This is a genomic window from Celeribacter naphthalenivorans, from assembly GCF_020524585.1.
In the GTDB taxonomy this organism is placed as follows: domain Bacteria; phylum Pseudomonadota; class Alphaproteobacteria; order Rhodobacterales; family Rhodobacteraceae; genus Celeribacter; species Celeribacter naphthalenivorans.
This window is the reverse complement of record NZ_JAIVLK010000001.1, coordinates 402,482-427,089: the sequence shown is the minus strand read 5'-3', so window position 1 is coordinate 427,089 and position 24,608 is coordinate 402,482. Positions and strand designations below refer to the sequence as shown.

Genomic DNA, 24,608 nt, shown 5'->3' with positions numbered 1-24,608 from the left:
CACTCTTTTCAAACGGTCATCGCAAGAGCGCCATGACCCGACGCGTGTGCGGACGGCTGCGATGTTCGAAAAGGTAAACACCCTGCCATGTTCCAAGCGTCATTCGGCCATTTAGAACAGGAATTGTGAGTGTTGTGGGCAAAAGCGCGGATTTGATATGCGCGGGCATATCGTCCGGCCCCTCGTAGGTATGGGTGAGATAGGCCATGGACGGATCGGTGGTCGGCGGCACCAAGCGATGGAAAAACGCGGCGAGATCGGTTTGCACCTCAGGATCGGCGTTTTCCTGAATGACGAGCGAGGCGGAGGTGTGTTGCACCATCACGGTGAGAGCGGCCTCCATTGCCCCCTCCCCCGCGATCCAGCGCGCCAGATCGGTGGTGAATTCATAGAGGCCGGGGCCATGCGTCGTGATCTCAAAGATGCGATGGCTCATTCGCAGGCCCCCTGCTGCCACTGGCTAGTCTCATAACTCCAACAATAGCCCGCTGCTTCATAAGCGTCCGCGAAAGAGAAAGGGGTATATGTCACAGAACCGGGCAGACACTCAAGCCGCGCCAGGTCTTCTTCGCCCCGTTCAACCATAATACCGCCGGTGATCTCATGCGCTTCGGTCATGCGGTCAAAATTCCCCCAGATGCGATAGGTCACATCGGCGTTCCTGACCTCAATATCTTCCCAAATCGAGCCGCCAACCCCATTCCAAGGCGTCACAAAGATCTCGTCATATTTGCGCAGCAGAAAGAGTTCAGGCTTGGCGTTCGGGCGCCCGAAAACATAGGACATGCCCTGCGCAGATGTGCGCAGCGTGACCTCTTTGCCGCTGTCAAACTGGCACTGGAACAGCGGCTCGTCTTGAGCCTGCGCGAAAGATGGAAGGGCCATCACGGCGCAGCTCAGGCTAATAAGGAATTGTGCTTTCATAGGCCCAGATTATCGCGGCTCTCCCGGCCTGAATACGGGGAAACTGCCCTCCCCGTACACATGACATCATTCCGCGACGCACCGCACGGTTGGTCCTGCCTCAGCCTTCGTCAGAGACGCGCTTTGCACGGTGGCCTGTTCAACGGGCCCCAAAAACACCTGCTCCAATGTCGCGACACAGCGATCCAAATCTTCGGCAGGCACCTTGATCAGAACCGGCTCGGGATTGAGATGCTCATCGCTCAAAGGCACATAGGGGGAGGCCATCGCAGCCCCCGCAAGGGCAGCACAGATCAGGGCGAGAATTTTGGTCGTCTTGGTCATGTGTTTCTCTCATCGCTGTTGCAGCTCTGATTAAGAAACGCCTGAAAGGTTAATCGAGTTTCATCGAGGCCCGAATTTCCTGTGGATAAGGCCCCTTTCTTCGGGGCCTTGCCTGAGATTTCAGCTCTTGTCGAACTGCGCCCTTGCGGCTTCGACTTGGGGCATCATGCTTTCGGCCCAGACGATCATATGATGCAGCGGCTCGAGGAACGAGCGCCCCATATCCGTGAGGCTATAGGCGACCGAAGGCGGTTTCGTATCAAACACTTCGCGCGCGACCAACCCGTCCCGTTCGAGATCGCGCAGAGACTGCGTCAGCATGCGTTTGGAAATATCCGGCAGCGCACGGCCGAGCGCATTGAACCGCTGCGGCCCGTTTTCCAGCTCAAGCAAAATGAGCGAGGTCCATTTCGCCGCCACGTGATCCAGCACCTGCCGCACAGGGCAGTTCTGGAAATCGAATCCCATCGCCTTCCATTCCTCAAGGCGGCTCAGCTGCATATCCCGCATGGCTAGGTTCCCTTCATGTTACCTGGGACCGAAAAACTGCCTCCTTTTCAAAGGCGATTTTGGTCTCTAAATGAGACTTATATTCGAAACGATCCCAAAAGGAAAGATCATGACAACCTATCTCGTCACCGGCGCCTCCGGCCAACTCGGTCACCTCGTCGTCGATCACCTCGCCACCCTCGTCGCCAAAGACGACATCCTCGCCCTCGTCCGTTCCGACAAAGCCGCCGACGCCTATGCCGCCAAAGGTATCGCCACCCGTCGCGGCGATTACACCGATGAAGCCGCACTCGAAGCCGCTTTTGCCGGTGTCGACCGCCTGCTGCTGATCTCCTCGTCGGAAGTCGGCCAGCGCGCCACCCAGCACGGCAATGTCATCAAAGCCGCCAAAGCCGCAGGCGTGAAATTCATCGCCTACACCTCGATCCTGAACGCCGACACGGGCAACATGGCGCTGGCCGAAGAGCATATCGCGACCGAAGCCATGCTCAAGGACAGCGGCATCCCGCACACATTGCTGCGCAACGGTTGGTACTCCGAAAACATCACCATGACGTTGGGCCAAGACCTTGAATTGGGACAACATTTCGGTGCAGCGCAGGACGGCAAACTCGCCACCGCATCGCGCAAAGACTACGCCGAAGCCGCCGCCATCGTGTTGGCTGGCGGCCATGACGGCGAAGTTCTCGAACTCGCCGGTGACGCGGCTTACACGCTGACCGACTATGTCGCCACCGTGACCGAACTGTCCGGCAAAGAGGTCACATACACCGACATGCCCGAAGCCGCATTCACCGAGGCGCTTGTGGGCGCTGGCCTGCCCGGTCCCTTCGCTGCGATCCTCGCGGATTCGGATGCGAAAGCCGCCAAAGGGTCGCTGTTTGACGACAGCAAAACGCTCTCGAAACTGATCGGTCACCCGACCGAGCCGATTGCCGAAACGGTCAAAGCCGCGCTCGCCTAAACATACTGGCTTAACATACTGGCCTGACTTACTCGGCCGAAACATCCTCGCGGCGCGGAGCTGATTGTCAGCCGCGCCGCGAACCGCTTAAATGTCTAAAAGGGAGATCACATATGAAACAGTTTTTACTGGCGACGGCCTTGATCGCCGCCCCCATCGCGACACAGGCAGAAAGCGCGCGTGACATCGTGATCGCGGGCGTCACTGCCGTCTTCATCGAGCCGGATGTGGCCGCCATCGATCGCCTGTTCCGCGAAGATTACATCCAACACAATCCGAATTTTCCGAATGGCCTCGACACCCTGCGCGGTTTCGCCAGCGCCCCTGCCGAAGGCTTTGCCTATGAGATCGGCAATGTGATCGCCGATGAAGAGGCCCAGATGGTCGCCGTGCATTTCCGCGCAACAGGCTGGGGCCCAGAGCCGATGGTGGGCGTCGACATGTTCCGCGTCGAGGACGGCAAGATCGCCGAGCATTGGGATGTGCTGCAACCCGAAGTGCGCGACACCGCCTCTGGCAATCCGATGTGGACGCCCGCGCCGTAATCGTCAGCACGAGAGCGGCGCTACTCCAACGCGAAGGGCTCCGCGATCCAGGCGTGCCTTGGGCGCATGTCTTGCAGAAACCGTTCACGCCAGTCTTTTGACAGGCTGTCGGACTGTTTCTGCGTCCGCTCAGAAGGCTGCGGTTGGGCCCTACTGTCGGGGTCCAGAAAATCGCGGATCTCGGTCAGTTTTGCCTCAGGCGTGGCAATGAGGGATTTATAATCCACTCGTAATACGTCGCAGTCATGCTCGGTCAGATAGGCCGCCCAAGCCATATTCTGCGCCCGCAGGTTCTCCGCCGCCTTGACGATTTTACTGTAGCGATAGGTTGCCTTGCCCTTTACTGGCGCGCCGCTGATCCATTGGCCGGTCTGGTTGGCCTTCTCAAAAGAAATCGCCTGCCCCAAAAGGTCGCCCCGATAGATGTGGATCACGCGCTCGATGGTGCCGAGCGGGGCGAGTTTGTCGGTGTCGATGTGGGGGCTGAATTGACTCCAATGCGCCTTGATCCCGAAACGCCCGTTGGGGCTTGTGCGGTGACGGATCATTTCGTGCAAAAGTTCCGGCAGGCCCATCTCCCCGAACCGGGCTTTCCAGCCGCTGAAATTGCCCTTGTTGAGATATTCGAGCGGCACACCAAAACCGCCCATCGCAGTCAGCGCATGACCCAGATAATGGCTGCCGCAGCGAGGCGTCGAGGCGATCAGATAGGTCTTTGGCGCGCCCTCGAAGAGCGGCAGGTCCATCTCGGTCGAGAACTGGTCGGGATAGGCGAAAGCCGGGTTGACGGACGCGTTTTGGGCCGTGTCAGTCAAAGATGCGCACCCCCATCTGGTCGATAAACATCTGCGCCTTGTGCAGGCTGGCCATGCGCGCATCATCTTCGCCGCCCATCGTGTCGGCGCGGATCATGTGGTGGGTCTTGGTCACGCCATCGATGTCCTTTTCGATCCGAGCGGCGACGCGGTAGCCGTTCGCCTCCTTGATCGGCTCGGGGAAAATGCGGAACTCATCGCCGTAGAGTTCAGGCTTTGCGTCCTCTTTCGACGCGCTTTGCGCTCCGGATGTGCCACCAGATTTGCCGCCGAAGAGTTTGGAGAGAATGGACATTTGGGCCTCCTGTTTGAGAGGCATTTTGAAACGCCCGTCCCCGAAGTGCAAGCCGCGCATTGCCTGACCGGGGGATGGCGATCTGAGGTTTGAACTGGGCAGTTTATGCACGCAAAATCCGTCGGACATTTGAACGAAGGTTTGCGCTCACACAATCGCCAGACCGCCGGACCGGTCAGGCGATGCGCGGCGGCCTACGGCCTTGTTCCGCGCGAAGATGAAAATAGCTTTACGTTTTACTCGCTGCTCGCAATTTCTCTAAAAGAGCGCACCATTTTGTTTGGTCATTCGCCCAAAACTCATCAGACAAGCTACTCGGATCGACCAAACCTGTCTTAACTCCCTCGCAATCCTTCATATAGAAATCCACCAACTCGCAGTATAGCCGCTTCAAAATGTTTATCGGCGCATCAAAATTTGGATGTTTTGCAGGACGCGGTCCGTCTGGGTCCCCCAAATGCACAACGTATTTATTGCGATAAGCTATCATTTCAGCATGAACGTCTGTCCAGTTTCGCTGATCACAATCCGCGTCAAAACCAGCGCGCAAATCACCGTGGCAATCCTCCGGCAGAATTTTTGTCCAATGTGAATCCTCGCTTCGAGAACCAAGTAACTTAGTCCATTCAGTTACAAAGTCTTTTGAAAGCGCCCCGGAAGCCAAATTGAAAAAGGGATGACCTCCAATGTGCTTTGTTTCTGTGATGGAACGAAAGGCGAGAGCCGCCTGCAAGCCTCGGAGGCAAACATAGAGCGCTTCTTCAACTCTTTCTTTTTGCTCAGGCGTACAAGACATCAAACAAAAAAACGCCCCCCTTTCGGGAGGCGCCTCTAACTTTACTGATCCAAGAACGACCGCAGCTTCCGCGACCGGCTTGGGTGCTTCAACTTCCGCAATGCCTTCGCCTCAATCTGACGAATACGTTCGCGGGTCACGGAGAACTGTTGGCCCACCTCTTCGAGCGTGTGGTCGGTGTTCATACCGATCCCAAAGCGCATCCGCAGCACGCGTTCTTCACGGGGCGTAAGCGAGGCCAGCACGCGGGTGGTGGTCTCTTTGAGGTTCTCCTGGATAGCCGCGTCGAGAGGCAGAACCGCGTTCTTGTCCTCGATGAAATCGCCCAATTGGCTGTCTTCCTCGTCGCCGATCGGGGTCTCGAGGGAGATCGGCTCCTTGGCGATTTTCATCACCTTGCGAACCTTCTCCAAAGGCATTTGCAGCTTTTCGGCCAATTCTTCCGGCGTCGGTTCGCGACCGATTTCGTGCAGCATCTGACGGCCGGTCCGCACCAGCTTGTTGATCGTCTCGATCATATGCACCGGGATACGAATGGTGCGGGCCTGATCCGCGATGGACCGCGTGATCGCCTGACGGATCCACCAAGTCGCATAGGTCGAGAATTTATAGCCGCGACGGTATTCGAATTTATCGACCGCCTTCATCAGACCGATGTTGCCTTCCTGAATGAGATCAAGGAATTGCAGGCCACGGTTGGTGTATTTCTTGGCAATCGAGATCACGAGGCGAAGGTTGGCCTCGACCATTTCCTTCTTGGCCTGACGGGCTTCTTTTTCGCCCTTCTGGACCTGTGCCACGATGCGGCGGAATTCGGAAATGTCGACACCGACATACTGACCGACCATGGCCATCTCGCCACGCAGTTCTTCGACCTTGTCGGAGTGACGTTCGATGAACATTTGCCAACCACGGCCCGATTTCTCGGCCATGCGGTCGAGCCAATTCGGATCAAGCTCGGCACCGCGGTATTCCTCGATGAATTCGCGACGGTTGATCCGCGCTTGGTCCGCGAGTTTCACCATGCTCGAGTCGATGGTCATGATGCGCTTGTTGATGCCGTACAGCTGGTCGATCAGCGCTTCGATCCGGTTGTTGTGGAGGTGCAGCGAGTTCACCAGCACCACGATCTCGGAGCGAAGCTGTTGATATTGCGCCTCTTCGGCCTCGGAGAAAGAGCCATCCTCATTGAGCGTGGCCGACATCCGCAGGTCCTGCATCTCGGAGAGATGGGCGAAATCCTCGGAAATCCGGGCCAGCGTTTCGAGAACCTGAGGCTTCAGCGCCGCTTCCATCGCAGCGAGCGACATGTTGGCCTGTTCGTCCTCATCCTCGTCGTCGTCATCCGTGGAGATCGGATTGCCGTCGGCGTCGTATTCCTGTTCTTTTTCCTTAGCCTCGGCGTTCCCGCCGCCGACATTCAGGCCCTCGACGACATTCGCCTCCTCATCGCCGTCGACACCGCCGCCAAAGGTGGCCTCAAGGTCGATGACGTCGCGCAGAAGAATGTCCTCGGACAGAAGCTCGTCGTGCCAGATGGTGATCGCCTGGAAGGTCAGCGGGCTTTCGCAAAGCCCGGCGATCATCGTGTTGCGGCCGGCCTCGATGCGTTTCGCAATCGCGATCTCGCCTTCGCGCGACAGCAATTCGACAGAGCCCATCTCACGCAGATACATGCGCACCGGGTCGTCCGTGCGGTCGAGTTTTTCGGTCTCGGACGCGGCAACGGCCACCTCGCGCGAGGTGTTGGCGGTGACAAGCTCGCCACCCTTGGCGTTCTCGTCCTCGTCTTCGACCTCTTCGTCTTCGATCACGTTGATGCCCATCTCGGAGAGCATCGACATCACATCTTCGATCTGTTCCGAGCTCACCTGTTCAGGGGGAAGCACCTTGTTGAGCTGATCGTAGGTGATGTAACCCTTTTCGCGCGCCTCGCCGATCATCTTTTTGACCGCGGCCTGGCTCACGTCGAGCATCACGTCCTGATCCTGATCCTCGGTCTTGGCGTCGTCATTGTCCTTAGCGGCCATGCGGCTCTCCCCTCATCAATCCTGTGGTCTTTACGGGTTTCCCCCCCGAAGACCAGATGGTGCGATTTTGCCCGAATCGCTGCGAACAGCTCACTGTCCGGCTGATTTCACGAATCATGTCATGCGAATCGGCGATTCGCCACCCGAATACCCATATTTCCTTAACCAAGCTTGCACCAGTGGCCCAGGCACGTTGCTTTTACGCATCGCATACTGAGCTAGTGCCGTCCCGACACAGGTCAAACCGGACCTCTGCCCGATTCCTGAGCGCATTTTGTCTCAGGTATTGTCCCCGGCAGTGTCTCACGCGAGCTATTTCTGCCGACCGGGCGCAATCCGGTCCAACAGGGCGCGAAACGCATCGCGTTCATCCCGAGACAACTCAAGGCCGTTCTCGGCTGTGTCGAATTCGGTTTTATCTTCGGCCTCCGCCTTTGTTGCCCGATTGCGGGCCTCAGCGGCCTGTCTGAGCCGCCAGGTCACTTTCTCGTCTTCTGCCGCCAAGAGATCGGCCAACCCCTCGTCCAGCTCGGTTTTATAGCCGCGCCGGGCCTTGAGTTTGGCCAGCTCTTCCGTGAGGCACATCTGCGCGATCTCGCGATCGGGCCGCCGCACGGGGGGCGTGATCTGCACATGGGGATGCGACAGCAACCGATCAAGGGGGCCGCGCCCGACATCCATCGCAACTTTTTCCCGAAGCTCTTCCGCCTCTTCGACATCGGCATGGATCAAGAGCGCATGCAGAAGTGCCGCGTGCTCTTCGGTGCGGGGGTGCAGCGCTTCGAGTTGCGACAGGAATTGAAGCGCCATGCCGGGATTGCACAGCAGCACGGCAAGCACCACCGCCTCGCGCATCAGATCGGCCTGCGCCTCGTCGCCGGAGACGATGAGCGAGGCCTTGAGACCTTCGGTCGGCACGGCGGGCCCTTTGCCGAACCGTCCACCAAACCGGCCCCCGCCCCGTCCACCGGACGGTGTCCAAGGCCGACGCTCTCCGGTCTCCGAGGGCGCGTTTTCACTGCGTTTTCCGCGGAACAGCTCGAACCGCATGTCTTTGAGGATCTCGCCATAATGGCCTTTGATCGACGCATCGGCGATGGGCCGGATCGCATCGCGCAGGCTTTTGTCCAACGCGGCACGGCGTTCGGGGCTGTCGAAGACTTTGCCCTCGGTTTCGCGCCGCCACAAAAGCGCGACCATGGGCAAAGCGCCGTCGAGCACCTCTTGCATCGCCTCGCGCCCCTTGGCCTTGATCAACTCGTCGGGGTCCTGACCCTCGGGCAGAATGGCAAAGCGCAGCCCTTTGCCAGATTGCAGCAAAGGCATCGCCAGATCGATCAGCCGGAACGCGGCACGCAGCCCCGCCTTGTCGCCATCCAAGGCAATCACCGGCTCGTCGGACATCCGCCACATGAGCTGCAACTGCCGGTCGGTGATGGCGGTGCCCAAAGGCGCCACGGTGGCCTCAAAGCCTGCCTCAGCCATGGCGATCACGTCCATATAGCCCTCGGCCACCACCAGTGTCTGGCCCTGACCACAGCCCGCCCGCGCGTCCTTATGATTGTAGAGCGCAGCACCCTTGTCGAACAAAAGCCGCTCTGGGCCATTGAGATATTTCGCCCGCGCGTTCGGGTCCATGGCCCGGCCGCCAAAGGAAATCAGCCGCCCGCGCGCATCGCGGATCGGGAAGGTGATCCTATCGCGGAAAAAGTCGTAAGCGTCGCGCCCGTCGTCGGGTTTGGCCGCAACCCCGGCCTCGATGGCCAGTTCGGTGGAAATGCCCTGTTCTTTCAGCGCTCGGAGCAACGCATTGCCCGAGGGCGCAAAGCCGATCTCAAACCGCTCACGCGTCTCGGGCTTCATGCCGCGTTTGTCGAGATAGGCCCGCGCCTGTGCGCCGCCCTGTTGCGAGAGGTTCAGCCGGAAAAACCGGTTCGCGGCCTCGTTGACCTTGGCCAGCTCTGCGCGCTTGTCGGATTTCTCCTGCGCTTTCGGATCGCCTTTTGGCACCGGCATCCCCGCCTCTTGGGCGAGAATCTCGATGGCCTCCATGAAGCCGACATTCTCGGTCTCGCGCACAAAGGTGATGGCATCGCCCTTGGCGTGACAGCCGAAGCAATAATAATAGCCGTCCTTGTCGTTGACGTGGAAGGAGGCGGATTTTTCGTGGTGGAACGGGCACGGCGCCCACATGTCGCCCTTGCCGGGGTTCGATTTGCGCGCATCCCACATGACCTTACGGCCGACCACATCGGTCAGCGACAGGCGGTTGCGCAGCTCATCCAAGAATCCCGGGGGTAATGACATGAGGGCAAGTATTCTCCGAAAATCGGCACAAGGTCCAGAGCCGAGACAGGGCGCAACCTCTGCAAGTTGAAACCGGCACCTCGAATCGCATTGCGGCGGGATCATGGCCGAACTGCGGCGCAATAACGGCCAATCGCGGCAAAACCAAGACGCCGTTTTCACCCCCTGCATCCAGCCCGGTCAATCACGCCGGTTTAGGCGGGATCAAAGCCATGAATGTGACCATTTCAAGGCCAGACGTTTCTGAACTTTACGACTGGTAAAGAGCGGATCAAACTTAGCCCCGTGTGAGGCGTGTATGCACGGGAAAACCCGGCCACATCAAAGCACATACTGGGGAATTGGGGGCACCACTCGCATAAAGAGACGGTGTCATGTTGGGTAAGGTTGAAAGCCGCGAAGCGGGACTTCATCTGTTAAAATCGGGCCAAGGGATAACCCCCGCGTCCGAACATCTTGTTAGCTCCGGGCGCCTGAAGGCGCTGGCGGACATGTGGCGTTTGCGCCGGGATTTTGCACGTGACGAGCATGGCTCCTTCACGATTTTTGGCATGTTCACCTTTGTGATCATCCTGCTGCTGGCCGGGATCGGCATCGACATCGTGCGTCACGAAGCGTTGCGCACAGAGTTGCAGAACACCCTCGACCGCGCGGTTCTTGCCGCAACCAACCTTGAAAACACCAACGCCCCCAAAGACGTCATCATCGACTATTTCGCCAAGGCGGGCCTGAGCCAATATCTCAAAGAGGACGATATCAAAATCGTGCCTCTGGGCGACGGTCGTCAAGTCAGCGCCTCGGTGGAGGCTTCGATGCCCACCTATTTCATGAAATTCGCCGCCATCAACGAGCTCGAACTTGCCAGCCACAGCATGGCGGAACAGGGTCTTTCGGGCCTTGAGGTGTCGATGGTGCTCGACGTCTCCGGCTCGATGAACAGCTATAGCCGTCTGACCAACCTCAAATCCGCCGCGCGTGACTTTACCGACACCGTCTTTGCCAGCGCCGGCAGCGACGAAGTGTCCTTTTCCGTGGTTCCCTATGCCACGCAGGTGAATGCGGGTCAGGGCATTCTATCCAAACTCAACATCTCGAATCCGCATAACAAATCCCACTGTATCAACTTCGTGGAAGACGATTTTTCGATGCTGGCGCTGCAATATGCGGATGCCGAAGGCACGATCCGTTACTACGACCAGACCATGGATTTCGACGCGTTCAACAACAACTGGAACGATCTGGACATGGCCTTGCAGGACCCAACCTGTGCGCCGGCCAGCTCGCGTGAGATCCTGCCGTTCTCCAACAACCAGAGCCAGATCAAGAATTACATCTCGGCGCTTTCCGCCTACGGCAACACGTCGATCGATCTGGGAATGAAATGGGGCGTCGCCCTTTTGGACACTTCGGCACAATCGGTCTCCGGCTCTGAACATCCGGCCGATCCGTCCGAGGCCCAGAAATTCATCGTCGTGATGACCGACGGCTCGCACACCAGCCAATATTTCATGCCCGATCCCTACCGCGACGACGATGAACACACCGGCGTCTACAAGGACAGGAACGGCTATGTCTATGTCAGCGCAAATCGAAGATCCTGCAATTACTATAATTGCTGGAACACGACCTATTATACAAAAATCCAGAACAACAGTGTCTCGAGCAGCCTGCCCTACAGCTTGGGCTCCGGCAACATCTGGGAAATGACCTGGTCAGAAGTCTGGTCCAAGATGACCGTCTACAATCACGCCTACGCCCGTTACCTCGCATCGAACAACAGCAACGATTACTACAACTGGCGTGACGCGACGCGCATAAGCTACGGCACGAACACCAAGGACAACCGCCTGTTGGACATTTGCTCCACCGCGAAAGACGCCGGGATCATCATCTTTGCCATCGGCTTCGAGGCCCCGACTGCCGGTCAGAACGTCATGCGCAGCTGCGCCTCTTCGGACGCACATTATTACGATGTGGAGGGGATGGAGATTGCCGAGGCCTTCTCTGCCATTGCCACGAAGATCACCGAGCTGAGGTTGGTTCAATGAGCATTCTGTCCAAGCTTCGCCGCCTCAGCCGCCGTCACGCCAAAGACGAGGACGGCGTCGCCACGGTGGAATTCGTGTTTGTGTTTCCGGCCTTCATGTTCCTGATGATGGGCGGCTATGAGATCGGCTATTACTCCGTGACCGGCGCCATGCTGGACCGCGGGCTCGATCTGGCCGTGCGCGATGTGCGTTTGGGCAACATGCCCACCGTGACGCTCACGCGGCTCAAATCCGCGACCTGCGAATATGCCCGTTACGTGCGCAAATGCGACGAAAACATCCACATCGCGCTGGAACCCGTCGATGCCCGCAACTTTGTGCGTCCCGACGCCATCGCGGCCTGTATCGACCGCTCACAGAACGTGACGCCGAACACCACCTTTACAGACGGCGGCGAAAACGAGCTGATGCTGGTGCGGGCCTGCGTCAATGTCGACCCGATTTTCCCGACCACCTGGCTGGGCGCCGCCATGCAGCGCACCGAAGGCTCGGGCTATGCGCTGGTCTCAACCGCCGGTTTCGTCAACGAGCCGAACAGTTAAGGGGCCGAGCATGACACATATGAACGCCAAACAAATCCTGCGCAAACTGACCAAGGCCTTTCATCGCGACGAGGCCGGCTCGATGTCCCTGGAGGCCATGTTCATGGCCCCGTTCCTGATCTTTTTGATCATGTTCATCTACACATTCTTTCTCGCCTTCGAGGCCAAGACACAGGCGAACAAGGCGAATTACACGATCTCAGATTACATCTCGCGTCAGACCGATACGATTGATGCGAACTTCCTCGACGGATTGGGAGAGCTTTACAAGTTCCTCAACAACGAGGGCGACATCTCCATGCGTGTCTCCGCCGTGAAATTCGTGATCGACGAGGATGAGAACGAATATTACGAAATGGTCTGGTCCTACGGCATCGGCGACTACAGCGCCCTGAGCGGGGAAGGCGTCAGTGTCCTCGAGCCCCGCCTGCCGCTCATGGCCGACGGCGAAGAGGTCGTTGTGGTCGAAACCCTGCGCCCTTGGATGCCTTTGTTCCGGGTCGGATTGGCCGAGCTGGAATTCGCCGATATTGTCACCACGAAGCCGCGTTTTGCCTCGCAGGTGGTGTTTGATGACGGCTCGACAGACATCAACAATGCCGAGCATCAGGATTCCGATGACAGCGACGTCGATGCCTCGGGCAATTCAACGGGGACAAACACCTCCGGCTGGAATTGGTGGCGTTAAAGCGTCCTTACCGCATCTGAAACCGCAGGAACGCCTGCCGCATAGCCGGCTCCTGTGTTAAGAGAGGCACCTCTCCATCCGGTTCATCCGGTCAGTCGATCCGACCGAGACCACCGATCCGGGCCGCGATCACATCGGCCATGGCCTTGCCCTGCCCCGCAGGTGTCACCCCGCCAACGCCCAGACGCTTGCCGAACCGCCACCACAGCCCCGGCGCCCAGACCCGGGAGGCGGGGTCGTTCAGCCGGATGACAAAGCCGTTCGAAGGTTTGAAGGCAAAGGTGCCGCGCTCGACCCGGGCGATCTCGTCCAACCGGCAGAGCACCCGTCCGCGCGAGCCATCCGCCGCCTCTTCGACCAGCGCGTCTTCGGTCAGAACCAGCCGCAACGCCGTGGCCTGCCACAGACGAAAGGCCACCCACAACACGCCCGCAGCCATCACCAAAAGCATCGCCAGCCAGCCCCCGCCAAGCCCCTCCGGCCCAAGCGCCACCCGCAAGAGCAACACGCCCAGCACCACCAACATGCCAACGGCGGTCACGCGCCGCATCATTGATGGCGTCACATTCAGATCGGTCGTCTTCAGATCGGTCACGGGCTCTCTCCTGGCGGTCCTCTGCTCAAAAGGCTTTAGCCCGCCTCGCGGAAAAGGGAAAGGCAAAGGCGGATTGTCGACATGCGCCGCGCGGGCTAGAACGGGGGCACTGATTTAGGAATCTCTCATGCCGCATCTCCGTGCCATGCCTTCGCTGCTGACAACTGGCCTGATCGCTCTGATCCTCGGTCTGTCGGCCTGTACGGACCGCCCCGATCTGTCGGGGCGTGTGGCCCCCGTGGACCCAAATCTCGCCTGGCCCAGCCTGTTGGACACCACAGCACTGGCACAAGGCGCGACCGATGAGACGGCGGCGGCAGACAGCCAAATGCAGGCGCAAAGCCTTGAGGCCCGCGCAGCGGCACTTCGGTCTCGTGCCCGCCGCCTGTCGCAAACACCGGTTCTGAGCACCTCCGAGCGCAGCCTGCTTTTGTCCTCCATCACCCGTCTCGACGCCACTCAGTAATCTCCGCAGCGGCTCATACGGGGCTCACACGGGATCAGGCGCACAGGTCTCGGCACAGGCCGCAACGCCCCTGTCCAACATGAGTTGCATATGCCCCCGTTCGCCGCTATCAGAACGGTCAGTTTTCTCACCCAGCCGGAGCTTCTCATGCCCAAACCTACGTCCTCCCAAGCCCCCCTGCGTCTCGGCATTGCAGGCCTTGGCACCGTTGGCGTCGGCGTGATCAAGATCGTCCAGCGCAAGGCCAATCTTCTGGCGCAACGCACCGGTCGCCCCGTGGTGATCACCGCCGTCTCTGCCCGTTCGAAGGACAAGGATCGCGGCGTCGATATTTCAAACTACGCCTGGGAAGACGATCCGGTCGCTTTGGCGCTGCGTGACGACGTGGACCTCTTCGTCGAGCTGATGGGCGGCTCCGATGGTCCGGCCAAGGCCGCGACCGAAGCCGCTCTGGCGGTCGGCAAGGATGTCGTCACCGCCAATAAGGCGATGCTTGCCCACCACGGTCAGATGCTTGCGGAAAAGGCCGAAGCCAAAGGCGCCGTGCTGCGGTTTGAGGCCGCTGTCGCCGGTGGCATCCCGGTGATCAAATCGCTGACCGAGGGCTTGGCGGGCAACCGGATCGAGCGCATCGCGGGCGTGATGAACGGCACCTGCAACTACATCCTGACCCGGATGGAGAATGAGGGCCTGTCTTACGATGAGGTCTTTGAGGCCGCCAAGGCGCTTGGCTATCTCGAAGCCGATCCGACGCTCGACGTGGGCGGCATCGATGCCGGGCACAAACTGGCGCTTCTGGCCGCCATCGGGTTCGGCACGCAGGTCGATTTCGACAATATGGTCCTCGAAGGCATCGAGCGGATCACCATCGAGGACATCCGCCACGCCGCCGATATGGGCTATCGCATCAAGCTTTTGGGTGTGGCCCAAATGACGGGCCGTGGCCTTGAACAACGCATGACGCCCTGCCTCGTGCCTGCGCTCTCTCCGCTCGGCCAACTTGAGAACGCCACCAATATGGTCGTGCTCGAAGGCGACGAAGTCGGCCAGATTGTGCTCCGTGGTGCGGGCGCTGGCGAAGGCCCCACCGCCTCCGCCGTCATGTCCGACGTTTTGGACATTGCGCGCGGCATCCGTGTGCCGACTTTTGGCGCACCGGCGACGACACTGGACAAATCCACCCCTGCCGTGGCCGCGACGCCTGCGCCTTACTATTTGCGCATGTCGCTTTTGGACAAACCCGGCGCCTTGGCGAAAATCGCCGCCGCTCTGGGCGACGCAGGCGTTTCCATCGACCGGATGCGCCAATACGGCCAAGACGCCAACCCGGAAGTCGCGCCGGTTCTGATCGTCACCGATGCCACCTCGCGCAGCTCTCTCGATGCCGCTTTGGCGGGGATGAAAGCCACCTCCGTGCTGGCGACCGATCCCGTCGCAATCCGCATCGAAAACGTCTGACGGTTGGGGCCTCTGGCCCCGACCTCACGTCTGAAACCCTCGGGATCTGGCCTGTTCAATTGCCATGCAATTGAGACGCAACTGTTGTAAAAATTTCATCCAGATCAGCGTGTTGGCGCAAACATCGAAATGTTAGCGCCCTGAAGGACCCAGCACCCTTGCTCCGCTTGGGAACATGTGGTCATGAAGAAGAACAGAACTTCCTGTCCGTCTCAAAAGGACCCCTACACTATGTCGCAAGCCCCCGCTTTTTATGACCGCATGCTTTCCCTTGGCCTCGCCCGTGTGGCCGAACAGGCCGCCATCGCCTCCGCCGATTACGTCGGCCACGGTGACGAGAAAGCCGCGGACCAGGCCGCTGTGAACGCCATGCGCGAACAGCTCAACTCTCTGGACATTCAGGGCGTCGTGGTGATCGGCGAAGGCGAACGCGACGAGGCTCCAATGCTCTACATCGGTGAAAATGTCGGCACCGGCAACGGCCCGGCGGTGGACATCGCGCTAGACCCGCTCGAAGGCACCACGCTGACCGCGAAAGACATGCCGAACGCGCTGACCGTGATCGCCATGGCGCCGCGTGGCACGTTGTTGCACGCCCCGGACGTTTACATGGAAAAACTGGCGATCGGGCCGGGCTATCCGAAAGATGTCGTCTCGCTGGACATGACCCCGACCGAACGCGTCGAGGCGCTCGCGAAAGCCAAAGGTGTCACGCCGAAAGAGATCACGCTCTGCGTGCTCGAACGTCCGCGTCACGAGGACATGATCGCCGAGCTGCGCGCCACGGGTGCGGCGATCCGCCTGATCACCGATGGCGATGTCGCCGGTGTGATCCACTGCGCCGAGCCGAAAACCGGCATCGACATGTACATGGGCTCCGGTGGCGCGCCTGAGGGCGTTCTGGCGGCTTCCGCATTGAAATGCATGGGCGGTCAGATGTGGGGCAAGCTGTTGTTCCGCAACGATGACGAGCGTGGCCGTGCCGCCAAAGCAGGCATCACCGATCTCGACAAGATCTATTCCCGCGACGAGCTGGTGACCTCCGACGTGATCTTCGCCGCCACCGGCGTGACCGACGGCTCCATCGTGCCGGGGATCAAACGCGAGCCGGGCTTTCTGACCACGGAAACCATCCTGATGCGCTCGAAAACCGGCTCTGTGCGTCACATGACCTACCGCAACCCGATCAAGTAAACCCCGCTTGGGACGGGCAAAACCGTCCCGGGTCTGGACATTGTTCTCCCTTCGCTGGCAAATGACCCGCGAAGGGATTTTCTTATGCGCGCACTCATTCTCATCGACATTCAAACCGGGTTCGACGCCCCGAGCTGGGGGCCCCGCAACGCCCCTGACGCGGAGGCCAACGCCGGACGCCTTTTGACCCATGCCCGCACAGAGAATTGGGAAGTGATCCACATTCGCCATGCCTCTCACGAAACGGGCTCGCCCCTGTCAGGAGAGGGTCTGACCTTCAAAGCCGAGGTGACGCCCCTTGCCGGTGAGTTCATTTTCGAAAAATCCGTCAATTCCGCCTTTATCGGCACCGGCCTTGAGGCGCATTTGCGTCAAACAGGATGCACCGATCTGGTGATCTGCGGGCTCACCACGCCGCATTGCGTCTCGACCACCGCGCGCATGGCCGCCAACCTCGGATTTGCCGTGACGCTGGCGCATGATGCCTGCGCCGCGTTTGAGAGCAACGCCGACACCTCCTGGGCCGCCCTGCCCAAGATGTCCGCCGAAGAGATTCACACCTCTGCCGTCAGCCACCTGCACGGCGAATTTGCATCTGCCCGCAGCGTCAGCGATATTGTGAACCATGGCTGATTTTCTCAATGTCTCCGCCTCCCTCACAGGCCGCCGCTGGGTCGGCCCTTCGGTCGAGCGTGACCGTCAGGCCGAGGCTCTGGCGCAGCAAACCGCCCTGCCCTTGCCGTTGTGTCAAACTCTCGCCCGTCGCGGTGTGACACCCGAAGAGGTCGCGGGTTTTCTCGATCCGAAGCTCAAAGAGTTGCTGCCCGATCCTTTGACGCTCAAGGATATGGGCGTGGCGGCGACGCGCTTTCTCAAAGCGGTGAAAGCCCATGAGAAAGTCGCCGTTTTCGCCGATTACGATGTCGATGGCGGCACGTCGGCTGCGCTTTTGATCACCTGGCTCAGGCAGATGGGGCGCCCGGCGACGCTCTATATTCCCGACCGGATCGACGAGGGCTATGGGCCGAATGAGCCCGCGATGGAGGCGCTGGCCCGGGATCACGACCTGATCATCTGTGTCGATTGCGGCACGCTCTCCCATGACGCCATCGCCGCGGCCAAGGGCGCGGATGTGGTCGTGTTGGATCACCACCTGGGCGGCGAGACCCTGCCCGATTGCGTCGCCGTGGTGAACCCGAACCGCCAGGATGAGAGCGGCGATCTGGCGCATCTCTGCGCCGCCTCCGTGGTGTTTCTCATGCTCGTCGAAGCGGGGCGTCAGATGCGCGCGGAGGGTGCCAAAGGCCCCGATCTCATGGCGATGCTCGATCTCGTGGCGCTCGCCACCGTCGCCGACGTCGCGCCCCTGATCGGCGTGAACCGCGCGCTGGTGCGCCAAGGCCTCAAGGTCATGGCCCGACGCGAGCGCATCGGATTGCGCGCGCTGGCCGATGTGTCCCGCATGGATTCGGCGCCCTCCTCTTATTCATTGGGCTTCATGCTCGGCCCCCGGATCAATGCGGGCGGGCGGATCGGCGCGGCGGATCTCGGCGCGCGGCTGTTGTCCACCGAAGACCCGCATGAGGCGCAGGCGCTCGCTGAGCGGCTCGATCAGCTCAACACCGAACGCCGCGAGGTGGAGAACGCCGTGCGCGCCGAGGCGCTGGTGCAGGCCGAACTGCGCGGGCTGGAGGCCCCTCTCGTGTGGGCCGCAGGTGACGGATGGCACCCCGGCGTCGTGGGCATCGTCGCCTCGCGCCTGAAAGAATCCACCAATCGCCCGGCTGTGGTCATCGGTTTCGACGAGGACGGCGTCGGCAAAGGCTCCGGGCGGTCTGTGAGCGGCGTCGATCTCGGCGCCTCGATCCAGAGACTGGCCTCCGAGGGGCTTTTGGTCAAAGGCGGCGGGCACAAAATGGCGGCGGGTTTGACCGTGATGCGCGACCAGTTAGAGCCCGCGATGGAGCGGCTGGCCGAGCTGTTGGCAAAACAGGGCGCGGGCGATCTTGGGCCGTCGGATTTGAAACTCGACGGGCTTTTGATGCCCGCCGCCGCCACGCCTGAGTTGATCGCACAACTGGAGGCCGCCGGCCCCTATGGCGCCTCGGCCCCTGCCCCGCGCTTTGCCTTCCCCGACTGCGCCATTCATTTCGCCCGACGCGTCGGTGAAAGCCATCTCAAGGTGACGTTTTCCGCCGGTGTCGGCCCGCGCATCGATGCGATCAGCTTTGGCGCTTTCGACGGTCCGCTCGGCCCCGCGCTCGAACGCCACGGCGGCGCACGGTTCCATCTGGCGGGACGTCTGGAGATCAACACTTGGGGCGGGAGACAATCGGTGCAACTGCGTCTTGAGGATGCGGCGGAGGCGTAAAGCCCGGCGCATTCCCGATGCAACATCGCCCCCTGTCACAAGTTTTTCAAAAAACGCACGCGAAAGACAAAATACCTCTTGCGCCCCCCGCCGGGATTTCATAGATACGCGCTCACACCAAGCGCGGTCCGTTCGTCTATCGGTTAGGACGCCAGGTTTTCAACCTGGAAAGAGGGGTTCGATTCCCCTACGGACTGCCACTTCCCTCCCTCGAAAATCGAAGTGCAGATCATGTCTCGGGCTCAGTGAGCCTCGGGCGGATGCTTCCATTCGGTGCTCAGGCGCTTTGAACCGCCCAAGGCGATTCAAATGCGGAAAATCGGCTGCAACAGACGCGGCACGAAGGAGTTGAAGCGCAAAGGCGCATCTGTCGCGGCAAGGCAAATACAGGGCGGGCCGGCATCGGCAATCGGCGTGTGTTCCAAGTCCTGATCGGCCAATTCAACATCACCGACACCGAACCACCCGGTTTCGTCGCTGAAACTGCCTTGCAGAACCAATGTCATCTCAAGACCATTGTGCCCGTGATCCGGCACCGCCTGCCCCGGCGGAATGTACAGAAGCCGCACGGAGCCTTCGGCATTGCCAGACAGAATGCATTGACGCACCCCAAGGCCCAGAGATTTCCACTTTGGCGCGCGGCCTTTCAGCGCGGTCATGATCGGCCCGGGGTAAACGCCGGTGCGTTTGTAGACCGGCTCGGAGGCCACGGGGGCGTCCAACAGCGCCAACACATCGGACTTCAAGGCCTCGGACACAGCCGCCTCGCCAGAGGTCTCAAGCACCGCGCCCCCAAGCGCCTGATGCGCCTCATAGCTTGCGTGGCACTCCAGACACATCGACACATGCGTCGCCACAACCAAGGCGTAGGGCTCGGGCAAAGACCCTGCCGTGTAGGCCGCCATCAAGGCGTCGGGGATATGATGCGTGATCTCAGTCATCTGTCCTCATGTCCTTCAATTCATGGCGCAATCTCTCCAATCCCAGACGAATCCGGGATTTGATTGTGCCAAGCGGCAGGCCGGTTTGCGATTTGATCTCCTGATGGGTCAATTCGCCCAGATAGGCCTTTTCTATCATCTCGCGCTGGTCCGGCTTCAACCGACCGAGCGCCTGTCGCAATTCATTGGCTTCCTGTTCCAAGCCCACGACCTGACTGGCGTCAGGCATGCTGCCCTGATCCTCATAAAGCTCTTCGGGTACGGGCCGGTTTTCCTTTCGGATCACATCGATCTGTCGATTTCGCGCAATTTGGTAAATCCAGCCGGACACCTGCGCCCGGCCCGGATCGAACAGATCCGCCTTCCGCCAGACCGTCAGCATGACCTCTTGCACGACTTCCTCAGCCTGCCCGCCGCCCATGCCGGAGCGCATGATAAAACCTTTGAGCCGGGGCGCGAAATGATCGAAAAGTGCCGAAAAAGCCGCCTTGTCCCGCTGATCGCGCACGGCGAGCATCCAGAGCGTTTCCTGCGAGAACCCCGCCGTATCAGCGGGATCGGGATCGGGCGAGGTCACATATGTCATGGTCTTGCGCGCCCTTTCCTCGCACCCACCCGACGGGATCGCCGGAGGTGGGCGCTGGTGACCCCTGCGAGATGTCGCGGGATGATCTGTGCTTGCAACCAACATAGTCTTTTTACGGGCGCAAAAGAAAGTCGGATCATTTTTGATCCATATTTGATCTATTTTTCTCGGACGTCCGTATTCTCCTCAAAACAAGCGGCAAACCAGAGCGGAGTCCCCGATGTCATTCGATGCCCTTCCTTTCGAGCCTCAGCGTTCCGATCCAGGTGCTGCGCGTGTTGCCATCATCGGCGGCGGCATCTCGGGGCTGGCGGCAGCCTATCTTTTGGCACCAAACCATGCGGTGACGCTGTTCGAGGCCGCGCCGCGGCTGGGTGGGCACGCCCGTACTGTGATGGCCGGGATGAACGGCGATCAGCCGGTCGACACCGGGTTTATCGTCTTCAACTACGCCAATTACCCGCATCTGACGCGCATGTTCATGGAGCTCGACGTGCCGGTGATCAAAAGCGATATGAGTTTTGGTGCCAGCATTGACCAAGGCCGGATCGAATATGGCCTCAATGACCTCACGGCCCTGACCGCCCAGAAACGCAACCTCGCGCGGCCCGGTTTTGCCCGCATGATCCGCGATGTTCTGCGCTTTAATGCCCGTGCCGAAGAGCTTGCCAAAGATGACACGCTGACCATCGGCGCGTTGATGGATGAGCTGCGCTTGGGGGAATGGTTTCAACGCTTTTACCTGACGCCCTTGTCGGGTGCGATCTGGTCCACGCCGCCGGATCAAATCCGCGCTTTTCCGGCCCGCGCTCTGGTGCAGTTCTTCCGCAACCACGCGCTTTTGAGCACCTCGGGCCAGCACCAATGGTGGACCGTCGAGGGCGGCAGCCAGTCCTATGTCACGCGCCTTGAGCATCACCTGCGTGGGCAGGGCGTGGCGCTTCGCCCCGGCACGCCGGTTCAGGGCGTCACCCGATTCGGCACGCAAAGCTTGGTGCACAGTGCCGCGGGGCCTTTGGAGCCCTTCGATCATGTGATTTTCGCCTGCCATTCCGATCAGGCCCTGCGGCTTCTGGACCGTCCGACGCAGGCGGAACAAGCGACACTTTCGGCCATGCGGTTCCAAGACAATGAGGTGATCCTGCACCGTGACACCACGCAGATGCCGATGCGCAAAAAGGTCTGGTCGAGCTGGGTTTACAAGGCCGACACGACGAAAACGGAAACCGCGATCGGCGTCACCTATTGGATGAACAAACTGCAAAATATCCCGGAGAGCGATCCGCTCTTTGTCTCTTTGAACCCAGCCCAGCCGGTGCGCGACGAGATGATCTACGACCAGACGACGTTTCGGCATCCGGTCTTCGACGGTCCGGCTTTGGCCGCGCAAAACCGCTTGGCCGAGATGCAGGGCGAGAACAACACCTGGTTTGCGGGCGCCTACACGCGGCACGGCTTTCATGAGGACGGCTTTGCCAGTGCGGTGCGAATCAAACGCCTGATGGACAGCCGCATGAACCGCGATCTGGAACGCTCCGTCGCATGACCACTGGGAAGAGCATACCGCATCACATCCCAGCGGTGACGATGCACAAACGCCGAGGCGCCGTGAGCCATGGGTTTCGTTACGGCGTGGATTATGTGCTGATTGAACCAGAGGTGGATCAACCGACGCCTCTTTTGTTTTCCCGCAATCGGTTCAACCTGTTTTCCGTCCATGACATCGACCACGGCGGTCCGCTCAAACAGGGGCGCGGCGCGGTCTGGGCGCGCGAGGTCATGGCGGATCACGGGCTCACCGACCCCGATCTGAAACTCTACCTCCTGACCCAGCCGCGTTTTCTTGGCTATGTGTTCAACCCGGTGAGCTTTTGGCTGATTTATCGCGGACCGGACCTGATCGCGGTGATCGCGGAGGTCTCGACCCCTTTTGGCGACCGGCATTCCTACTTTTGCAACGACGGCAATTTCGCGCCCCTCACGGTGAAAACGCGTCTGGAAAAACCGAAAGCCCTACACGTTTCGCCCTTTCAAGAGATCAAAGGCGGCTATGAGTTCGGCTTTGGCATTCTGGGCGATCAAATCGCCATCCGCATTCTGCATCGGAACGGGGATGAGGGCGTCATCGCGACACTCTCCGGCCCGCGTCAGCCGATGACCAATCTGGATTTTGTCAAAGCTGCGTTCCGCCGCCCGCTGGGCGCGCTGCGCACGATCATTCTGATCTATTGGCAAGCCCTGCGCCTGAAACTCAAAGGGGCGACCTACCGCACCCGCCCAACACCGCCTGAACAGGAGGTCAGCTGATGTTGTTCCTTACCAACCGCGTGAAACGCGACTTCTTAGACACCTGCGCCCAAATCAACGAGGGCAGTTTGCGGCTCCATACGCCCGAGGGAGAGATTTTTGATTTTGGCCGCGGCACCCCCGCTGCCGAGATGCAAATTTACGACTGGTCCGTGGTGACCGCGATTGCCGCGCGCGGTGATATTGGTCTCGGCGAAACCTATGTCGCGGGGCTTTGGGATACGAGTTCGGTGCAGGATCTGACCGAGATGGCGCTGCGCAACCTCTACCAGTTTCGCGGCTACGCCTACGCAGGCTTTTGGAACACGCTGAAATACCGGGTCGTGAACCGCCTGATGCGCGCCAATACCCCGCGCGGCGCGGCCCGAAACATCCGCGCGCATTACGACGTCGGCAATGAGTTCTATCAGCTTTGGCTCGACGACAGCATGACCTATTCCTCGGCGCTGTTTGCGGGCGATCAGACCGATTTGGCGACGGCTCAAGCGCAGAAATACGACCGCATTCTCAACCGTTTGAAGGGCGAGCGCGTGCTGGAGATCGGCTGCGGCTGGGGCGGGTTTGCCGAACGCGCCGCCGAGGCCGGGCACCATGTGACGGGGCTGACGGTTTCTCCCAGCCAAAAAGGCTATGCCGACGCGCGCCTTGATGGACGCGCCGAAATTCGCCTTCAGGACTACCGCAAAACCCAAGGCCGCTTTGACCATATCGTCTCTATCGAGATGATCGAAGCGGTGGGCGAAACCTATTGGCCGACCTATTTCGCGACCCTCAAAGCGCGGATGGGTGAGGGCGGGCGCGCCATGGTACAGGCCATCACCGTGCCAAACAGCTATTTCGAAACCTACCGCAAAAGCGCCGATTACATTCGCCAACATACGTTTCCGGGCGGCATGTTGCTCAGCGACCGGGTGATCTTTGATCAGGCCGCAAGGGCTGGTCTCAAGGTCACGGATCACTTTGCCTTCGGTGCAGATTACGCCCGCACCTGCGCGCTCTGGGATCAGCGTTTGACGGCACAGACCGCGCGGGTGAAGCGTCTCGGCTATGGCGAGGCGTTCCTGCGCAGCTGGCGATTCTACCTCGGCATCTGTGCCGCCTCCTTTGCTGCGGGTCAGACCGATGTCGTGCAGGTGGAACTGCGCCATGCCTGACGCCCCGGACCGCATATGGATCATAGGCGCCTCCGACGGCATCGGCGAAAAGCTGGCCGAGGCCTATGCGGCGACGGGCGCGCATCTCATTCTCTCAGCGCGCTCCGAGGACAGGTTGACCGCCTTGGCCGACCGGCTCGGGGCCGCACATCGCGCAGTGGCACTCGATGTGAGTGATCGACACAGCCTTGAGGCGGCGGCGGAAAAGATCACCGCCATAGGCCCGCTCGACCGTATCATCCATCTCGCCGCGCTCTATGATCCCGGCAAGATCAAGGACTTGGACCCTGAGCGCGCGGCACAGCTTGTCACGGTCAATCTCATGGGCAGCTTCCACATCGCCCAGATCGCGCCGCCTTTGTTGCGGGCTGGCGGGCAATTGGCGCTCTGCGGCTCCGTCGCGGGCTATATCGGACTGCCGCAGGGTCAGATTTACTCCGCCACCAAGGCCGGGGTGATCAATCTGGTCGAAAGCCTGCGCGCGGAATGGGGCGGCCAGATCGATGTGCGCCTGATCAGCCCGGGGTTTGTCGACACGCGGCTGACAGCGCAAAACAATTTTGAAATGCCCGCCGTGATTCCGCCGGAGCGCGCCGCGGAGTGTATCGTGAAGGGGCTGAATGAGCGGCGATTCGAAGTGCATTTTCCACGTCGACTGACGCTCGTCCTCAAACTGATGCGCGCCTTGCCCTATTGGGCCTCCCTGCCACTGACCCGCCGCCTCGTTCAATAACCATCGCAAAAGACG

The 24,608-nt window shown here is 60.2% G+C and carries 26 protein-coding genes and 1 tRNA gene; 15 read left to right on the top strand and 12 right to left on the bottom strand.

The genetic code is table 11. From position 1 onward, the window contains the following. Nucleotides 1–16: 16 nt before the first annotated feature. From LC094_RS02125 to LC094_RS02110, 4 genes are all read right to left on the bottom strand, one after another. Entirely contained in the window at nucleotides 17–436 is a 420-nt protein-coding gene (locus LC094_RS02125) for a secondary thiamine-phosphate synthase enzyme YjbQ (protein ID WP_226549806.1), read from the bottom strand. Beyond that, on the bottom strand, nucleotides 433–885 hold the full coding sequence (locus LC094_RS02120) for a hypothetical protein (protein WP_226549804.1): 453 nt from the start codon (nucleotides 883–885) through the stop codon (nucleotides 433–435). Before LC094_RS02120 ends, LC094_RS02125 begins: the two co-directional genes overlap by 4 nt. Nucleotides 886–990: 105 nt before the next feature. Further along, nucleotides 991–1,248 (bottom strand): hypothetical protein, encoded by a 258-nt coding sequence (locus tag LC094_RS02115; RefSeq protein WP_226549802.1) that lies wholly within the window; start codon nucleotides 1,246–1,248, stop codon nucleotides 991–993. Nucleotides 1,249–1,368: 120 nt separating this feature from the next. Then, a complete protein-coding gene (locus LC094_RS02110) occupies nucleotides 1,369–1,758 on the bottom strand; it encodes a winged helix-turn-helix transcriptional regulator (protein ID WP_226549800.1) in 390 nt (129 codons plus the stop codon). 109 nt (nucleotides 1,759–1,867) lie between these two features. Between LC094_RS02110 and LC094_RS02105 the strand changes: the two genes are divergently transcribed. Both LC094_RS02105 and LC094_RS02100 read left to right on the top strand, forming a co-directional pair. Then, on the top strand, nucleotides 1,868–2,722 hold the full coding sequence (locus LC094_RS02105; protein WP_226549796.1) for an SDR family oxidoreductase: 855 nt from the start codon (nucleotides 1,868–1,870) through the stop codon (nucleotides 2,720–2,722). 113 nt (nucleotides 2,723–2,835) lie between these two features. Further along, nucleotides 2,836–3,267, top strand: coding sequence for a nuclear transport factor 2 family protein (locus tag LC094_RS02100; RefSeq protein ID WP_226549793.1), 432 nt, complete (start codon nucleotides 2,836–2,838; stop codon nucleotides 3,265–3,267). Between the two features lie 20 nt (nucleotides 3,268–3,287). On the opposite strand, the gene LC094_RS02095 is transcribed toward LC094_RS02100, so the two are convergent. From LC094_RS02095 to dnaG, 5 genes are all read right to left on the bottom strand, one after another. After that, on the bottom strand, nucleotides 3,288–4,082 hold the full coding sequence (locus LC094_RS02095; RefSeq protein ID WP_226549790.1) for a Stf0 family sulfotransferase: 795 nt from the start codon (nucleotides 4,080–4,082) through the stop codon (nucleotides 3,288–3,290). Further along, a complete protein-coding gene (locus LC094_RS02090; RefSeq protein ID WP_226549787.1) occupies nucleotides 4,075–4,377 on the bottom strand; it encodes an HlyU family transcriptional regulator in 303 nt (100 codons plus the stop codon). Before LC094_RS02090 ends, LC094_RS02095 begins: the two co-directional genes overlap by 8 nt. 229 nt (nucleotides 4,378–4,606) lie before the next feature. After that, nucleotides 4,607–5,173, bottom strand: coding sequence for a hypothetical protein (locus LC094_RS02085; RefSeq protein ID WP_226549785.1), 567 nt, complete (start codon nucleotides 5,171–5,173; stop codon nucleotides 4,607–4,609). Between the two features lie 41 nt (nucleotides 5,174–5,214). Continuing rightward, a complete protein-coding gene (gene rpoD, locus LC094_RS02080; RefSeq protein ID WP_226549783.1) occupies nucleotides 5,215–7,203 on the bottom strand; it encodes an RNA polymerase sigma factor RpoD in 1,989 nt (662 codons plus the stop codon). 312 nt (nucleotides 7,204–7,515) lie between these two features. After that, nucleotides 7,516–9,510: a DNA primase gene (dnaG, locus tag LC094_RS02075; protein ID WP_226549781.1), complete on the bottom strand. Its 1,995-nt coding sequence runs from the start codon at nucleotides 9,508–9,510 to the stop codon at nucleotides 7,516–7,518. A 491-nt stretch (nucleotides 9,511–10,001) separates the two neighbouring features. Between dnaG and LC094_RS02070 the strand changes: the two genes are divergently transcribed. Genes LC094_RS02070 through LC094_RS02060 form a run of 3 tightly spaced genes read left to right on the top strand, consistent with a single transcriptional unit; the run spans nucleotide 10,002 to nucleotide 12,788 of the window. Beyond that, nucleotides 10,002–11,558, top strand: coding sequence for a pilus assembly protein TadG-related protein (locus LC094_RS02070; protein ID WP_226549779.1), 1,557 nt, complete (start codon nucleotides 10,002–10,004; stop codon nucleotides 11,556–11,558). After that, complete coding sequence (locus LC094_RS02065; protein WP_226549777.1) at nucleotides 11,555–12,100, top strand: TadE/TadG family type IV pilus assembly protein; 546 nt, start codon at nucleotides 11,555–11,557, stop codon at nucleotides 12,098–12,100. The genes LC094_RS02070 and LC094_RS02065 overlap by 4 nt, the downstream gene beginning before the upstream one ends. Nucleotides 12,101–12,110: 10 nt before the next feature. Further along, a complete protein-coding gene (locus LC094_RS02060; protein ID WP_226549775.1) occupies nucleotides 12,111–12,788 on the top strand; it encodes a TadE/TadG family type IV pilus assembly protein in 678 nt (225 codons plus the stop codon). Between the two features lie 91 nt (nucleotides 12,789–12,879). On the opposite strand, the gene LC094_RS02055 is transcribed toward LC094_RS02060, so the two are convergent. After that, nucleotides 12,880–13,383 (bottom strand): hypothetical protein, encoded by a 504-nt coding sequence (locus tag LC094_RS02055; protein WP_226549771.1) that lies wholly within the window; start codon nucleotides 13,381–13,383, stop codon nucleotides 12,880–12,882. Nucleotides 13,384–13,510: 127 nt separating this feature from the next. On the opposite strand from LC094_RS02055, the gene LC094_RS02050 reads away from it, so the two are divergent. From LC094_RS02050 to LC094_RS02025, 6 genes are all read left to right on the top strand, one after another. Continuing rightward, the gene (locus LC094_RS02050) at nucleotides 13,511–13,849 is read left to right on the top strand and encodes a hypothetical protein (RefSeq protein ID WP_226549768.1); all 339 of its coding nucleotides are present in this window, start codon (nucleotides 13,511–13,513) and stop codon (nucleotides 13,847–13,849) included. A 147-nt stretch (nucleotides 13,850–13,996) separates the two neighbouring features. Further along, complete coding sequence (locus LC094_RS02045) at nucleotides 13,997–15,307, top strand: homoserine dehydrogenase (protein WP_226549763.1); 1,311 nt, start codon at nucleotides 13,997–13,999, stop codon at nucleotides 15,305–15,307. Between the two features lie 231 nt (nucleotides 15,308–15,538). Next, nucleotides 15,539–16,501: a class II fructose-bisphosphatase gene (gene glpX / locus LC094_RS02040; RefSeq protein ID WP_226549760.1), complete on the top strand. Its 963-nt coding sequence runs from the start codon at nucleotides 15,539–15,541 to the stop codon at nucleotides 16,499–16,501. Between the two features lie 84 nt (nucleotides 16,502–16,585). Further along, the gene (locus LC094_RS02035) at nucleotides 16,586–17,134 is read left to right on the top strand and encodes a cysteine hydrolase family protein (protein ID WP_226549757.1); all 549 of its coding nucleotides are present in this window, start codon (nucleotides 16,586–16,588) and stop codon (nucleotides 17,132–17,134) included. Continuing rightward, complete coding sequence (gene recJ / locus LC094_RS02030; RefSeq protein ID WP_226549754.1) at nucleotides 17,127–18,872, top strand: single-stranded-DNA-specific exonuclease RecJ; 1,746 nt, start codon at nucleotides 17,127–17,129, stop codon at nucleotides 18,870–18,872. Before LC094_RS02035 ends, recJ begins: the two co-directional genes overlap by 8 nt. Nucleotides 18,873–18,997: 125 nt before the next feature. Further along, nucleotides 18,998–19,072 (top strand) — tRNA-Glu (locus LC094_RS02025). Nucleotides 19,073–19,177: 105 nt separating this feature from the next. Here LC094_RS02025 and LC094_RS02020 read toward each other — a convergent pair. Together LC094_RS02020 and LC094_RS02015 are read right to left on the bottom strand one after the other, a co-directional pair. Further along, nucleotides 19,178–19,813, bottom strand: a complete 636-nt coding sequence (locus tag LC094_RS02020) for a ChrR family anti-sigma-E factor (RefSeq protein ID WP_226549751.1) — start codon at nucleotides 19,811–19,813, stop codon at nucleotides 19,178–19,180. Continuing rightward, entirely contained in the window at nucleotides 19,806–20,399 is a 594-nt protein-coding gene (locus LC094_RS02015; protein WP_319003269.1) for a sigma-70 family RNA polymerase sigma factor, read from the bottom strand. The genes LC094_RS02020 and LC094_RS02015 overlap by 8 nt, the downstream gene beginning before the upstream one ends. A gap of 220 nt (nucleotides 20,400–20,619) precedes the next feature. Here LC094_RS02015 and LC094_RS02010 point away from each other — a divergent pair, with 220 nt between their 5' ends. The 4 genes from LC094_RS02010 to LC094_RS01995 are packed head-to-tail and all read left to right on the top strand — an operon-like array spanning nucleotide 20,620 to nucleotide 24,593. Next, on the top strand, nucleotides 20,620–21,945 hold the full coding sequence (locus LC094_RS02010; protein ID WP_226549748.1) for an NAD(P)/FAD-dependent oxidoreductase: 1,326 nt from the start codon (nucleotides 20,620–20,622) through the stop codon (nucleotides 21,943–21,945). Next, entirely contained in the window at nucleotides 21,942–22,706 is a 765-nt protein-coding gene (locus LC094_RS02005) for a DUF1365 domain-containing protein (RefSeq protein WP_226549745.1), read from the top strand. The genes LC094_RS02010 and LC094_RS02005 overlap by 4 nt, the downstream gene beginning before the upstream one ends. Continuing rightward, nucleotides 22,706–23,860: an SAM-dependent methyltransferase gene (locus LC094_RS02000; RefSeq protein ID WP_226549742.1), complete on the top strand. Its 1,155-nt coding sequence runs from the start codon at nucleotides 22,706–22,708 to the stop codon at nucleotides 23,858–23,860. Before LC094_RS02005 ends, LC094_RS02000 begins: the two co-directional genes overlap by 1 nt. After that, a complete protein-coding gene (locus tag LC094_RS01995; protein WP_226549739.1) occupies nucleotides 23,853–24,593 on the top strand; it encodes an SDR family NAD(P)-dependent oxidoreductase in 741 nt (246 codons plus the stop codon). The genes LC094_RS02000 and LC094_RS01995 overlap by 8 nt, the downstream gene beginning before the upstream one ends. Nucleotides 24,594–24,608: the final 15 nt, after the last annotated feature.

Excerpts from the sequence above, each read along its gene's own strand:
- LC094_RS02015 (WP_319003269.1), bottom strand. The coding sequence starts at position 20,399 with ATGACATATGTGACCTCGCCCGATCCCGATCCCGCTGATACGGCGGGG.
- LC094_RS02105 (WP_226549796.1), top strand. The coding sequence starts at position 1,868 with ATGACAACCTATCTCGTCACCGGCGCCTCCGGCCAACTCGGTCACCTC.
- LC094_RS02120 (WP_226549804.1), bottom strand. The coding sequence starts at position 885 with ATGGCCCTTCCATCTTTCGCGCAGGCTCAAGACGAGCCGCTGTTCCAG.
- LC094_RS02085 (WP_226549785.1), bottom strand. The coding sequence starts at position 5,173 with ATGTCTTGTACGCCTGAGCAAAAAGAAAGAGTTGAAGAAGCGCTCTAT.
- rpoD (WP_226549783.1), bottom strand. The coding sequence starts at position 7,203 with ATGGCCGCTAAGGACAATGACGACGCCAAGACCGAGGATCAGGATCAG.
- LC094_RS02125 (WP_226549806.1), bottom strand. The coding sequence starts at position 436 with ATGAGCCATCGCATCTTTGAGATCACGACGCATGGCCCCGGCCTCTAT.
- LC094_RS02090 (WP_226549787.1), bottom strand. The coding sequence starts at position 4,377 with ATGTCCATTCTCTCCAAACTCTTCGGCGGCAAATCTGGTGGCACATCC.
- LC094_RS02100 (WP_226549793.1), top strand. The coding sequence starts at position 2,836 with ATGAAACAGTTTTTACTGGCGACGGCCTTGATCGCCGCCCCCATCGCG.
- recJ (WP_226549754.1), top strand. The coding sequence starts at position 17,127 with ATGGCTGATTTTCTCAATGTCTCCGCCTCCCTCACAGGCCGCCGCTGG.
- LC094_RS02005 (WP_226549745.1), top strand. The coding sequence starts at position 21,942 with ATGACCACTGGGAAGAGCATACCGCATCACATCCCAGCGGTGACGATG.
- glpX (WP_226549760.1), top strand. The coding sequence starts at position 15,539 with ATGTCGCAAGCCCCCGCTTTTTATGACCGCATGCTTTCCCTTGGCCTC.
- LC094_RS02000 (WP_226549742.1), top strand. The coding sequence starts at position 22,706 with ATGTTGTTCCTTACCAACCGCGTGAAACGCGACTTCTTAGACACCTGC.
- LC094_RS02035 (WP_226549757.1), top strand. The coding sequence starts at position 16,586 with ATGCGCGCACTCATTCTCATCGACATTCAAACCGGGTTCGACGCCCCG.
- dnaG (WP_226549781.1), bottom strand. The coding sequence starts at position 9,510 with ATGTCATTACCCCCGGGATTCTTGGATGAGCTGCGCAACCGCCTGTCG.
- LC094_RS02070 (WP_226549779.1), top strand. The coding sequence starts at position 10,002 with ATGTGGCGTTTGCGCCGGGATTTTGCACGTGACGAGCATGGCTCCTTC.
- LC094_RS02110 (WP_226549800.1), bottom strand. The coding sequence starts at position 1,758 with ATGCGGGATATGCAGCTGAGCCGCCTTGAGGAATGGAAGGCGATGGGA.
- LC094_RS02060 (WP_226549775.1), top strand. The coding sequence starts at position 12,111 with ATGACACATATGAACGCCAAACAAATCCTGCGCAAACTGACCAAGGCC.
- LC094_RS02045 (WP_226549763.1), top strand. The coding sequence starts at position 13,997 with ATGCCCAAACCTACGTCCTCCCAAGCCCCCCTGCGTCTCGGCATTGCA.
- LC094_RS02010 (WP_226549748.1), top strand. The coding sequence starts at position 20,620 with ATGTCATTCGATGCCCTTCCTTTCGAGCCTCAGCGTTCCGATCCAGGT.
- LC094_RS02050 (WP_226549768.1), top strand. The coding sequence starts at position 13,511 with ATGCCGCATCTCCGTGCCATGCCTTCGCTGCTGACAACTGGCCTGATC.
- LC094_RS02065 (WP_226549777.1), top strand. The coding sequence starts at position 11,555 with ATGAGCATTCTGTCCAAGCTTCGCCGCCTCAGCCGCCGTCACGCCAAA.
- LC094_RS02115 (WP_226549802.1), bottom strand. The coding sequence starts at position 1,248 with ATGACCAAGACGACCAAAATTCTCGCCCTGATCTGTGCTGCCCTTGCG.
- LC094_RS02020 (WP_226549751.1), bottom strand. The coding sequence starts at position 19,813 with ATGACTGAGATCACGCATCATATCCCCGACGCCTTGATGGCGGCCTAC.
- LC094_RS01995 (WP_226549739.1), top strand. The coding sequence starts at position 23,853 with ATGCCTGACGCCCCGGACCGCATATGGATCATAGGCGCCTCCGACGGC.